Source organism: Halocatena salina, assembly GCF_023115355.1.
Lineage (GTDB): Archaea > Halobacteriota > Halobacteria > Halobacteriales > Haloarculaceae > Halocatena > Halocatena salina.
Genome location: NZ_CP096019.1, coordinates 2,196,747 through 2,206,960, shown reverse-complemented (window position 1 = coordinate 2,206,960; position 10,214 = coordinate 2,196,747). Strand labels below are relative to the sequence as shown.

The window sequence follows — 10,214 nt, the reverse complement described above, 5'->3', positions numbered from 1 at the left end:
AGTGGTGAGCGAAGCTCACCCGAGCGTAAAAAAAGTGGGGATAAAAGAATAGTAGGTCAACCGAACATGTCCCGCATCACGGGATGCATCTCCATCAACTGTTCTTCTGCGATCTCCTCGTACAGCTTGTAGGTGATCGAGACCGTCAAGAGCAGCCCGGTCCCCGAAACGCCGCCGATCGTTCCGAGCATGTTCGCACCGACGGCGAGTAGACCGACTAGCGCCCCGCCGATCACCGTCACTTGGGGAATGTACCGTTCGAGCACCTTCTCCATCACGCCGGGGTTGCGCCGGAAGCCGGGGATCTGCATCCCCGAATCTTGAATCTGTTTTGCGGTGGCTTCCGGACCCATATCCGTCGTCTCGACCCAGAACATGGCGAACAACGCACCGCCGAGCACCATGAACGAGAGGTCGACCCCAATCCGAAGCAGGATCTCTCCGGGCTGTGTCGAGAGCGCTCCAATCCAGTTCTGAGACCGAATCGGAGCGAAATAGTAAAACAACCCACCAGTAGGCTGTAGCCCTGCCTGGGTGGTCTGATACGTTCCCAACCAGTTGGGCATCTGCCCGCCGATCTGTCCGTAGAGGATCCGCCCGATGAACTGGATATTGGCCTGTAGCGCTCGGACGAGGATCATCGGCAGGACGCTCGCGTAGATGAGCTTCACCGGGAAGCGGCCGCGTGCGCCCCGCACCTTGGCGTGGCTCAGGGGAATCTCGACGCGGACGCTCTCGGCGTACACGACGATCACGAAGATCAACACTGTCGTGAACAGCGCAACGATCTGTCCAGGATCCATGAAGATGGCCTCCAATCCCTGTGGGGAGAGCGGTGGGCCGATCGGGATTTCTCCGGTCAGGATCTTAAACCACGCGACGAAAAACCCGGTCCCACTACCTGAACCGAGTCCTGGCCACCGGATCAGACCGCCGATGAGCCGCTGGCTGACGCCAGCGATGATGAACAGCCCGATACCACTCCCGACACCCCACTTGCTGATGACTTCGTCCATGAACAGGACGAGGAGACCGCCGACGAACAGCTGAGCGAAGATCAGCCACTGGACACCGACAACTCCAACGCCGAGCTGCGCGCCGAGCTGTGTATTCGGCTGGATCATTCCCCCCATGAACACCATCGGCAGGCCGGTCAGACAGATCATCACGACCACGAGCAGCTTCTGTAGCCCCTGATAGAGCGCCTGATCGCGCGGGTTCGATGTGTCCAACCCGAGCAGGTTCGCCCCGCCCAACAGCTGCAACACGATGCTCGCGGTCACGATCGGTCCGATCCCCAGATGCAAGACGGTTCCTTGCCCGCCCGCAAGGATCGACCGGAACTGTCCGTAAGGGTCACCACTACCCTGACCACCAGTCCCGAACAGGTAGACGTTCGTGAGGAAGAAATACAGCACGAGCACGCCGGCCGTCCATCCGAGCTTTCGGCGGAACGGGACGTGGCCCTCCGGACGGGCGACGGTCGGCATCCGGGTGAGGACTGGGGCGGCGGTCTCCTTCCAACTCATTATTCCTCGTCCTCGTCCTCTTGGTCCTCCAGTTGGGATTGACGTTTTTCACCGCGCTCGGTGAGGATCGTGCGCCCGCCTTCACTCTCGATGAGTTCGGTCGCGCTGTCGGAGAAGGCGTCGGCAGTCACCGCAAGGGTGGACCGAACCTGTCCGCCACCGAGCACCTTCACTACATCGGTGCCCGTGCTCGTCTCGACGACATCGCGCACGTCGATCGCGTAGCCGTCCTCAGTCTCTTCGGCTGCCCCTTCGGCAGCGTACAGCGGCGCGTTCTCATCGAGCGTTCGAACGTCGATCGTTTCGACGGTCTCTTTGACCTTTTCTGGGCGCTTGAAGCCGTGTTTGCCGACCGATTCGTAGTTGTGAAACTCGTGTTTGGAGCGACCCGCGCGCCCACGTCCGCCACGATGGCCAGCACCACGACGGTTTTTGTGTGTTCCGCCGCTGTGGGTGCGAGAGCCGCGCTGTCGTTTCTTTTTACTAGTCATCGCATCGTTGTGAGGAGGCTGTCGATCTCCTCGGTCGTGTGTTTGCCAAGCTGGCCGCCCTCTTTCGTCGGATGTTTGAGACCGTCGTGACCGCCACGCGGCGGGTGGAGCCGGAGTGTCGGCGAAATACCCTGCTCGCGCAGCGTCGTCTCTTCGCTCATGAGAGCTTCGGCCAGCGAATCGATACTGTCGTATTCGGTGTTCCCGGCGACCCACTCCTCGTCGATCGCGTCACCATCGAGGGACTCGCCACGGGTTGCTAACACCAGCTCGACGGTGTCAACGCTGGGTTGACCGTGTGCGACCCAGTCGTTGACCTTCGTCACCATTCCACGGTAGGTTTCGTTCTCAGGCACGAATGTACAATGATTAACGCGCCCGAGGTTGAGCATCGACATGGTGTCCTCGACACCTTGACTCATGTCGATCTCACCGCGGAGTTGTACAAGCGCTTGCATCACTCGGCCACCTCACGTTGTTCCGGGCGCGGGCCACGGGCTTGGGCCGAATTCTTCAAGGCGTTGTACGTCGCCTTCGAGAGGTTGATCGTCGTCCGAGTGTTGCCGTGGCTTTTGGTCCAGGCGTCCTGAACGCCAGCGAGTTCGAGCACGCTTCCAACGGTCTCACTGGCTGCAAGCCCCAGTCCGAGCGGGGCTGGCATGAGATCGACAGTGACACTGCCAGCCTTTCCGGACGTCTTGCGGGCAAGCGAGTGTGAGCCACCCGCGCGGTCTTCCCACGAACCGCTGCCGCGCTCGACGTTGATGATGTTCAGCTTGGCGATGTCGATCGCCTTCTGGATCGCACCACCGACCTGATCGTCTCGACCCTCGGCGTAGCCGACGTAGCCGTTCCGATTGCCGACGACGACGGCACAACGGAACTTGACCCGGCGACCCGAGTCAGTCATCCGCTGTACCATGTTGATGTCAAGCACGTCGTCCTCGAGATCCGGCAAGAGTTGGTCGACGAGTTCCGGCTCTTTCAACGGCAGTCCCGTCGCAAGCGCCTGATCCATCGAGGTGATGTCACCTTCGGCGACCTGTTTTCCAAGCCGGGTTTGTGGTTCCCAACCGTTACTCATAGCTCATCCTCCAGTCGTTCGCGTACGTCATCGAAGTGTTCCGGAAGCGTCGTTGCATCGAAATCACCGCTATACAGCGGTTCATCGCGGGATTCTGCGTACTCCGCGATGTGTGTACCGCGGGTTCGGTCCCAGTCGGCGAACACCGATTCGCTGTGGGGAATCTCGAGACCAGCGTCGATCGCACCCTCTTGGATCGCAAACACCTTGTTTCCGGGTGTTGCGGTGTTGAGTCCGATGTCGAGCACTGCTCTATCGAGTCCTTCGGCAAGCGCACGCTTGCCGGCGAGCATTCCCGTCAGATACGCCGCCGGGAGGTTCCCTGTCGGAGCCTCCCAGCCAAACGCCTCTAGATCCGAAGAGTGTGCGCTCGCTACTGTCCGATCCCCCTCTGGGCCTGTGCTCACCAGCTGCGCCCTGATGTGCTTGTTGCTCTTGCGAGCAACGAGGCGTGGCTTGCCGGATTTCAACAGGCGCAACCGCTGATGGTAGTTCGTGCGTGCCTCGCGGCGACGCCGCATCGGCACGTTGTATCGTGGTCCGGTTGCCATGATTATGTGTCCTCTTCTATGTATCGTTCGAGATCGCCCACGCTGTCGAATTCGCCACCGCTGGCTCTATCGTACAGCGTGCGGTACTGGGAACGGGAAATTTCTCCCGAATCCCGGAGTTCGCGCAGTCGACGTCGTTGTGCGCGGATGTGACTTTCCCACTCGTTCTTTCGATCCTGCCGTGCGCCAGCTTTCCCCTTCCGGGAGCCGGGTCCCTTCAGGTGACCGTAGGCGCGCTTTTCGTTGCGCTCTCGCACGCGACCCCGAGAGTTCGACGTCTTCTCCCGCTTTTTCTGGATGATGTCGCGGTCGATCAGATCACGGATGTCCTCTCGGGTGATCGCGTCGGCGATCTCGCCCTGTGCTTCGGGATCGAGCCAGACACGGTTTTTCCCGATGTCCAGCTCGTCCGCTGCGAGTCGTTTCTGATTTTTCAGATCACTCATCGTTGACAGCTACCTCCACGTACGTCGGATTGAGTACCCGGATGCCAGCGTCTTCGGCTTTCTCCTCGATGCGCTCCCGTTTTCGCGCGCCGACCGAGGACGCAATGCGGACAGCGTGGGTCTCGCCATCGATTCCCTCCAAATCGTCGGTGTTGAACACCCGTACTTCTTCGAAACCGCTCGGGTGTCGGCCACGCACCGCGGCCGGCGTCCGAAAGCCAGCTTCGACCGTCTGTCCTTTGCCCTTCACGCCCCGACGTTGCTTCGAAAGGTTGCCGCGAGGGCGTCGCCACGACGCGGGTGTCCGCTTTTTCTTGTGATGATCTTGACGGTTGAACTCGGGCGACCCTTCGTTCGCTCGCTGTGCGAGCAGTCGCTCGGTCTCCTCGTCGAGATCCGGGGTTTTGTCCGCGTGACCCCGCGGGCGGAGTTCCGTCTCGGTGGCTTCGTCTGGCTCGGGCTGTTCGCCTTCCTCTTCGATCTCGGCGGTGGTATCCGCTTCGATTTCTAGATCGCCGATGTCGGCTTTGATACGCGCGGCCAGCGCGTTGCCGATGCCGTCGACCTCCGACAGATCATCCTGATCGGCTCGACGCAGATCGTCGACTGATTCGTATCCGGCCTCCTGAAGGGCTTCAGCTTTTGTTTCACCGATGCCGCTCACATCGGTCATCGATCGCGGGTCCGATTCGTCAGTTTCGTCCTCGTGTTCAGCCATCAGGCTTCACCTCGTGTGGGTTTCTGGGTGATGTACACCCCGTCCTGGAAAACACGGGGATCCTTGTCTGTCACGCGTGTCAGCTGTTCGATATCCGCGGCGGTCTGCCCGACGGCCTCGATGTCGGGACCCGAAAGGGTAATCTCCTCACCGTCGACGGCGACGTCAGTGTCGCCGTGGATCGGAGTCCGTCGGTCGGATCGCTCACCAAGGAAGTTCGAGATGATCACATCGCCGCCGTCGACACTCACCTGCATCGGGAAGTGTGAGTACAGCACTTCCATCTCGTAGGTCCATCCCTCGGTCACGCCGTGGATCATGTTCCGGATGTGGCTCTCGAACGTGCCGACGGTCGATTGCGTGTTCGCATCGTTCTCGTCGGTTTCGATCCGTACCGTGCCATCTTCGACGGTGACACGGACGTCTGGATACCACAGCCGTCGCGTCACCGTGCCTTGTGGGCCGTCGATCGTGAGATCGAGATGGTCCAGCGACCCGGTAACGTCGTCCGGTAGTTCGATTTCGGTTTCAACAGTCATGTCCATCAGTAGACGTATGCGATTACTTGGCCACCGATGCCCTGTTTGCGGGCCTCATAGTGGCTCATGATGCCGCTGCTGGTGGTCACGACGAGCGCCCCGTAATCTCGCGCGGGAAGATACCGCTTTTCCCATCTTTCGAACTCGTCGACGCCCGCGGCGTATCGGGGCGTCACGGGACCGCACTCGTTGATTGCACCTTTTAGATCAACCTCGAACTGACCGGCTTTGCCGTCATCGACGTACTGGAAGCCGTCGATGTACCCGAAGTCATAGAACACTTCGAGCACGCTGCCGATGATGTTCGAGGCGGGCGATACCGTGTGGGTGAGATGCCCCACGCCCTCGGCGTTGTCAAGCCCCGAGAGCGCGCTGCTGAGTGGATCGTTGTCCGCCATAGTTTAGCTGTACTTTTTGAATCCCATTTCGCGGGCGATCTCACGGAAACACTGCCGACAAAGCCAGATATCGTACTTTCCGACCAGCCCTTGCTTGCGACCGCAGCGCTGGCACTCCTGAATCTGGTCTGTACGCTTCGTGCCGTGCTCGCCCGTCTCCGGGGTCCGCTCTTGTTGTTCACTTTCGCTCATGAATTACTGTACCTCCAGATCGAACCGGGTTTCGAGGAACGCGATGGCGTCCTCGACGGTAAGCCGGTGGCTAGCTGGGATCTGTCGGTTGACCTTGTCTCGCTTTCGGACCCGATAACCGGGACGGACGAGGTTTACCGTCACGTCCAATCCGTGAATCCCGATGTTCGGATCGTACTCCTGTCCTTCGAAGTTCGTGTGCTCTTCGATGCCAAAGCTGAAGTTCCCCGTCTCGTCGAACTGCGACCGTTCGATATCCACGAACGACAGCGCCGTTTCGAGGAACGCTTCGGCACGGTCACCTCGAAGAGTCACTTTCGCACCGATCGGATCACCTTCACGGATGTTGAAATCCGGAACGGTCTGTTCTGCAACCGTCCGTACCGGTTCTTGGTCGGTGATCTCCGCTAAGATCTCCTCTGCGTCTGCGAGCTTCTGGCCGCCCGTGCCGATGCCCATGTGGACGACGATTTTCTCGACGACCGGCATACGCATCTCGTGGAACTCGTTTGCGACATCGGATTCACTGCTCACGATTCACTCACCTCCGTTTCCTCCGGCGAGTCGGTGTCGTCGGACTCTTGGAGGAAGTTCTCGTCGATGACGACGACGTACTCCTCGACGGTTTCGAAGCCCTCATCGTCCTGATCTACGGTGACGCCGTTGGGCGAACTGCCAGGAGTAACCGAGATCTCCTCGATCGTTCCGATTTCTCCGGCGTGTCGTCCCTTGACGGCCGTGACCAGCGACCCCTTTTCATAGGGGAAATGAGCGAGGATCTCCTCGTCGTCGGTCCCGACAACGATGGAATCGTTCGGGCTGATCGAGGAGTCCTCGGTCAACAACGTCTGACCGTCGTGGAGTCCGATCTGGATCTGACCACCGGAAACATGACGCTTGTTCGTCACTTTTCCAAGCTTCCCGTCCGTGTCTTCGGCGTCGATCGGCGTCAACGCGAGCCGTCCACCCTCATCGGGGAAGACGCGGTAATACTCCTCGCGCTCAATGAATGAGATGATGTCGAACATCCCGACCGGTCGACGTACGTCCGAGGGAACGTCACCGTTGACGAGGACGCTTCCCTGATCGAGCGCGTACGTCGCCTCCTTTTTCGAGTCGGTGTAGCCGAGTACATCTCGAAGCACGATCAACAGCGGGACCCCCTCCTCACCGTGGGGACCCGCGTCGGCTTTGACGGTGTACTGTTGTTCTTTGCGGGCGATCGGCCACGTTTTCGGTACCGAGAGTCGCTTTTGATGCTTACTCATCGTTGTCCTCCGTAAGGCGCGCCTCCCGAACGTCGTCGGACAGGTCGAGGTCGGTTACGCGGAGGTTGCTCGCATCCAACGGACGGGCGATTTCCTCGCCGTCGGCGGTCTCAAGCGTGATATCTTCGACCGTAACGGTCGCATCGCGCAGATTCACGTCAACGACCTCGCCGTCTTCGTCCGCGAAATCACCCCGCATCACCTCGACGGTGTCACCCGAATTGACCCGGACGCTCCGCTGACCGTACTCCTCGCGCAGCTCCGTCGAGAGTGGTGCACGAACCTGTTTGTGACGCTCGTGCAGTGGTGCGCGCCGTTGATTTTGTCGTTGTTTGTGTGGTTGTCGAGTCATGGTTCTCTACACGATCATCGTCGCCGTACTGGCGACACTTCCGAACCGTTCTGCGACCTCCCGTGCGATCGGTCCTTTGATCTCGGTCCCCCGGGGATCGTGATTCTCGTCCACGATGACCGCCGCGTTGTCTTCGAACTTCACGCGGGTCCCGTCGGGGCGTCTGATCGCCTTCCGCTGGCGAATGACGACTGCTTTGAGCACCTGCCGGCGCATCTCCGGGGTCCCCTTGGTAACCGAGACAGTAACGAGATCACCAAGTCCGGCCTTCGGATGGCGGTTTTTCGTGCCACCGTAGCCGTCGACGCTGGTGATCTTCAATTCACGCGCGCCCGTGTTGTCCGCACACGTAACGAGCGAACCCTTTTCTAGACCTTGAGTTACGTCCGCATTGAGCGCACGCATCAGTCCTCACCTCCCTCGGAGGTGACCTCTACGACCACGTGGGATTTCGTCTTCGAGAGCGGTCGCGTTTCGGCTATTTTCACATCATCGCCAGTCGAGAGCGGTTCGAGCACTTCCGGCACGTGGGCCGGAATGCGCGATCGTCGCTTCATCTGGCGGTCGTACTTCGGCACCTTGACCTCGTACTCCCGCTCGACGATGACGGTGCGTTGCATCTCCGTCGAAACGACCTGTCCCTCGATCACTTGTCCGCGAACGGACAAGCTACCGTAGAACGGGCACGTTTCGTAATCGTAGTCCTCCGGATTCTCGGGTTCCGGCGGTTGTGCTACGTCGAGTCCTATTGCCATTGTGAACCTCCAGTGCGTTCGGTGCGTCGGGCCGGGCGGGCGAGTAGACGCTCGCCGTCGACGGTGACGTACTCACCGTCCGGGAGCGCGAACTCGAACGTCACGACGGCCTTTGGCACCTGTCGCGTCCGAGACCCTGCTCTAACGGTGAGGATGTTCGTCGTCTCCATGACGACGGTCCCCTCACACCCGACTAGGGTCGGGTCCGACGACTCGACGACCCGCACGCGCAGGCCGATGAGTTCGTGTCGTGGGAGAGTCTCGGCAGTTAGCATTGTCGTCTATTCGTCTGTTTCGAAGTCGCCTTCCTCTCGCTGGATCGTCTTGATCCGCGCGATCGTCCGGCGGATCTCCTTGATCCGTCCTGGGTTGTCGGGCGCTCCACCCGTCGCTTGGACGGCACGATCGTTGAGCAGTTCCGTCTCGAGATCGTCCAGTGCGTTCTGGCGCTCGGCGGGCGTCATGTCTCGCAACTCTTCGGCGCGGTAGATCGCCATCTACTCTTGCACCTCCTCGTCTTCGCCTTCGTCTTCGTCTTCGTCTTCCATCTCGGACAGCAGCTCCTCGGCTTCGGTTTCGACCTCCTCGTCGAGTTCGTCGAGTTCTTCTTCGATCTCCGTGTCGGACTCCGGTTGCTGAACCTCTTGGTCCGGGACGGCCTCCTCGATTACTTCTTCGGGAACGTCGGTCGATTCCGTCTCGGCTTCTGTCGTCGACGCTTCGGTGATTTCGGCGTCTTCGGCAGCTTGAGCCTCAGCAGCGGTGTCCTCCTCGCCAGCGAGCAACTCCTCAACGCCCTCCTCTTCGGGTTCGACGACGTAGTCGGAAACGTCGACGTCCTCGTGAACTTGGAAGTCGTCGGGTAACTCGGCTTCGGGTGGAATGATCTTCACCGTCACACCGATCGTACCGAGTTTCATCACCGCGACGCTCTGTCCGTCGTCGACGATGTCGTCAGCTGGCTCGCCGTTGTGCTTGATATAGCCACGGTTGAACTTCTCGACGCGAGAGCGAGCACCCGTGACTTTCCCCGAAAGGACGATTTCTGCGCCGAGCGCACCCGAATCCATGATCCGATCGATCGTGGTGTGGCCCGCCTTCCGGAAGTACCACCCGCGTTCGAGCGCGTTTGCAAGCCGATCAGCAACGATCTGGGCGTTCAGATCAGGCTCATCGACCTCCTGAACGTCGATCTGTGGATCGTCGAGATCGAAGCGCTCTTCGAGTTCCGAGGTGATCTTCCGGATGTTCTTTCCGCCCTTCCCGATGACCATTCCGGGCTTTTCGGCTTTCAGAACGATCTGGGTCCCCATCGGGGTCTGAGCGACCTCCATGCCGCCGTATCCCGCTCGATCGAGTTCTTCCTGGAAGAACTCGTTGATCTGGGTCCGCTGGATACCGTTCTCGATGAATTGTTGTTCATCTGCCATTATTCAGTCACCTCACTCAAGACGAGTTCGACATCGACCTGGGGCGTGTTCCATTCGGTCGCGCGACCGAACGCTCGGGGCTGTCGACCGGGACTTTCGCCCACCTTGTGCGCTGCGACGTGATCGATCTCCATCGCCTCGCCGTCGAATCCCTGATGATCGGCGTTCGAAACGCCGTTCTCCAACAGATCGAGGAACGCGTTGGTCGCCTTTTCGGGGTAGCGACCAGCGTCCCAGCCGTCGATGTCCTTTCGATGCCCCACGCCGCTGTTGTGGGATTTGAACGGGACGGATTTCTCACCGGCGATCACGGCTTCGAGGTACTCGATCGCGTCGCCAGCGGTCATTCCTTTGATCTCGCGGGCGATCTCCTTGCTGTGCTTGTGGCTCATGTGACGCTCCCGGAGCATCGCTTTCGCCGTGGTGTCCGGATCCGCGTCGACACTGTAGCTGATTCCCAT

The 10,214-nt window shown here is 60.1% G+C and carries 18 protein-coding genes and 1 pseudogene; all 19 read right to left on the bottom strand.

All coding sequences use genetic code 11. The annotated features are described in order from the left end of the window. Nucleotides 1–56: 56 nt before the first annotated feature. Nucleotides 57–1,529 (bottom strand): preprotein translocase subunit SecY, encoded by a 1,473-nt coding sequence (gene secY, locus MW046_RS11345; protein WP_247993216.1) that lies wholly within the window; start codon nt 1,527–1,529, stop codon nt 57–59. Further along, complete coding sequence (locus MW046_RS11340; protein WP_247993215.1) at nt 1,529–2,020, bottom strand: uL15m family ribosomal protein; 492 nt, start codon at nt 2,018–2,020, stop codon at nt 1,529–1,531. Before MW046_RS11340 ends, secY begins: the two co-directional genes overlap by 1 nt. Further along, nucleotides 2,017–2,478 carry a 50S ribosomal protein L30 gene (locus MW046_RS11335; RefSeq protein ID WP_247993214.1) on the bottom strand — a complete coding sequence of 154 codons (462 nt, stop codon included), beginning with the start codon at nt 2,476–2,478 and terminating at the stop codon, nt 2,017–2,019. Before MW046_RS11335 ends, MW046_RS11340 begins: the two co-directional genes overlap by 4 nt. Then, nucleotides 2,478–3,104, bottom strand: a complete 627-nt coding sequence (locus tag MW046_RS11330) for a 30S ribosomal protein S5 (protein ID WP_247993213.1) — start codon at nt 3,102–3,104, stop codon at nt 2,478–2,480. Before MW046_RS11330 ends, MW046_RS11335 begins: the two co-directional genes overlap by 1 nt. After that, on the bottom strand, nt 3,101–3,655 hold the full coding sequence (locus tag MW046_RS11325; RefSeq protein ID WP_247993212.1) for a 50S ribosomal protein L18: 555 nt from the start codon (nt 3,653–3,655) through the stop codon (nt 3,101–3,103). The genes MW046_RS11330 and MW046_RS11325 overlap by 4 nt, the downstream gene beginning before the upstream one ends. Before the next feature lie 2 nt (nt 3,656–3,657). After that, a complete protein-coding gene (locus tag MW046_RS11320; RefSeq protein ID WP_247993211.1) occupies nt 3,658–4,101 on the bottom strand; it encodes a 50S ribosomal protein L19e in 444 nt (147 codons plus the stop codon). Beyond that, a complete protein-coding gene (locus MW046_RS11315; RefSeq protein WP_247993210.1) occupies nt 4,094–4,819 on the bottom strand; it encodes a 50S ribosomal protein L32e in 726 nt (241 codons plus the stop codon). Before MW046_RS11315 ends, MW046_RS11320 begins: the two co-directional genes overlap by 8 nt. Beyond that, nucleotides 4,819–5,358 carry a 50S ribosomal protein L6 gene (locus MW046_RS11310; RefSeq protein ID WP_247993209.1) on the bottom strand — a complete coding sequence of 180 codons (540 nt, stop codon included), beginning with the start codon at nt 5,356–5,358 and terminating at the stop codon, nt 4,819–4,821. The genes MW046_RS11315 and MW046_RS11310 overlap by 1 nt, the downstream gene beginning before the upstream one ends. A 5-nt stretch (nt 5,359–5,363) precedes the next feature. After that, nucleotides 5,364–5,756 (bottom strand): 30S ribosomal protein S8, encoded by a 393-nt coding sequence (locus MW046_RS11305; RefSeq protein ID WP_247993208.1) that lies wholly within the window; start codon nt 5,754–5,756, stop codon nt 5,364–5,366. 3 nt (nt 5,757–5,759) lie between these two features. Continuing rightward, complete coding sequence (locus MW046_RS11300) at nt 5,760–5,948, bottom strand: 30S ribosomal protein S14 (RefSeq protein WP_247993207.1); 189 nt, start codon at nt 5,946–5,948, stop codon at nt 5,760–5,762. A 3-nt stretch (nt 5,949–5,951) separates the two neighbouring features. Continuing rightward, nucleotides 5,952–6,482: a 50S ribosomal protein L5 gene (locus MW046_RS11295; RefSeq protein ID WP_247993206.1), complete on the bottom strand. Its 531-nt coding sequence runs from the start codon at nt 6,480–6,482 to the stop codon at nt 5,952–5,954. Beyond that, entirely contained in the window at nt 6,479–7,216 is a 738-nt protein-coding gene (locus MW046_RS11290; protein ID WP_247993205.1) for a 30S ribosomal protein S4e, read from the bottom strand. Before MW046_RS11290 ends, MW046_RS11295 begins: the two co-directional genes overlap by 4 nt. Beyond that, nucleotides 7,209–7,568 (bottom strand): 50S ribosomal protein L24, encoded by a 360-nt coding sequence (rplX, locus tag MW046_RS11285; RefSeq protein WP_247993204.1) that lies wholly within the window; start codon nt 7,566–7,568, stop codon nt 7,209–7,211. The genes MW046_RS11290 and rplX overlap by 8 nt, the downstream gene beginning before the upstream one ends. Nucleotides 7,569–7,574: 6 nt before the next feature. Further along, complete coding sequence (locus MW046_RS11280) at nt 7,575–7,973, bottom strand: 50S ribosomal protein L14 (RefSeq protein ID WP_247993203.1); 399 nt, start codon at nt 7,971–7,973, stop codon at nt 7,575–7,577. A gap of 14 nt (nt 7,974–7,987) precedes the next feature. Then, nucleotides 7,988–8,323: pseudogene (locus tag MW046_RS11275) on the bottom strand (30S ribosomal protein S17); the annotation flags it as partial. Beyond that, a complete protein-coding gene (locus tag MW046_RS11270; RefSeq protein ID WP_247993201.1) occupies nt 8,314–8,598 on the bottom strand; it encodes a ribonuclease P protein component 1 in 285 nt (94 codons plus the stop codon). The pseudogene MW046_RS11275 and the gene MW046_RS11270, both read right to left, overlap by 10 nt. Nucleotides 8,599–8,604: 6 nt before the next feature. Continuing rightward, nucleotides 8,605–8,820, bottom strand: a complete 216-nt coding sequence (gene rpmC, locus MW046_RS11265; protein ID WP_247993200.1) for a 50S ribosomal protein L29 — start codon at nt 8,818–8,820, stop codon at nt 8,605–8,607. Next, nucleotides 8,821–9,753 (bottom strand): 30S ribosomal protein S3, encoded by a 933-nt coding sequence (locus tag MW046_RS11260; protein WP_247993199.1) that lies wholly within the window; start codon nt 9,751–9,753, stop codon nt 8,821–8,823. Next, nucleotides 9,753–10,214 (bottom strand): 50S ribosomal protein L22, encoded by a 462-nt coding sequence (locus MW046_RS11255; protein WP_247993198.1) that lies wholly within the window; start codon nt 10,212–10,214, stop codon nt 9,753–9,755. Before MW046_RS11255 ends, MW046_RS11260 begins: the two co-directional genes overlap by 1 nt.

Bases quoted from the DNA above. Each gene is read 5' to 3' on its own strand.
- MW046_RS11305 (WP_247993208.1), bottom strand. From the start codon at position 5,756: ATGGCGGACAACGATCCACTCAGCAGCGCGCTCTCGGGGCTTGACAAC.
- MW046_RS11325 (WP_247993212.1), bottom strand. From the start codon at position 3,655: ATGGCAACCGGACCACGATACAACGTGCCGATGCGGCGTCGCCGCGAG.
- MW046_RS11260 (WP_247993199.1), bottom strand. From the start codon at position 9,753: ATGGCAGATGAACAACAATTCATCGAGAACGGTATCCAGCGGACCCAG.
- MW046_RS11310 (WP_247993209.1), bottom strand. From the start codon at position 5,358: ATGACTGTTGAAACCGAAATCGAACTACCGGACGACGTTACCGGGTCG.
- secY (WP_247993216.1), bottom strand. From the start codon at position 1,529: ATGAGTTGGAAGGAGACCGCCGCCCCAGTCCTCACCCGGATGCCGACC.
- MW046_RS11320 (WP_247993211.1), bottom strand. From the start codon at position 4,101: ATGAGTGATCTGAAAAATCAGAAACGACTCGCAGCGGACGAGCTGGAC.
- MW046_RS11300 (WP_247993207.1), bottom strand. From the start codon at position 5,948: ATGAGCGAAAGTGAACAACAAGAGCGGACCCCGGAGACGGGCGAGCAC.
- rpmC (WP_247993200.1), bottom strand. From the start codon at position 8,820: ATGGCGATCTACCGCGCCGAAGAGTTGCGAGACATGACGCCCGCCGAG.
- rplX (WP_247993204.1), bottom strand. From the start codon at position 7,568: ATGACTCGACAACCACACAAACAACGACAAAATCAACGGCGCGCACCA.
- MW046_RS11330 (WP_247993213.1), bottom strand. From the start codon at position 3,104: ATGAGTAACGGTTGGGAACCACAAACCCGGCTTGGAAAACAGGTCGCC.
- MW046_RS11290 (WP_247993205.1), bottom strand. From the start codon at position 7,216: ATGAGTAAGCATCAAAAGCGACTCTCGGTACCGAAAACGTGGCCGATC.
- MW046_RS11340 (WP_247993215.1), bottom strand. From the start codon at position 2,020: ATGACTAGTAAAAAGAAACGACAGCGCGGCTCTCGCACCCACAGCGGC.
- MW046_RS11270 (WP_247993201.1), bottom strand. From the start codon at position 8,598: ATGCTAACTGCCGAGACTCTCCCACGACACGAACTCATCGGCCTGCGC.
- MW046_RS11335 (WP_247993214.1), bottom strand. From the start codon at position 2,478: ATGCAAGCGCTTGTACAACTCCGCGGTGAGATCGACATGAGTCAAGGT.
- MW046_RS11315 (WP_247993210.1), bottom strand. From the start codon at position 4,819: ATGGCTGAACACGAGGACGAAACTGACGAATCGGACCCGCGATCGATG.
- MW046_RS11255 (WP_247993198.1), bottom strand. From the start codon at position 10,214: ATGGGAATCAGCTACAGTGTCGACGCGGATCCGGACACCACGGCGAAA.
- MW046_RS11280 (WP_247993203.1), bottom strand. From the start codon at position 7,973: ATGCGTGCGCTCAATGCGGACGTAACTCAAGGTCTAGAAAAGGGTTCG.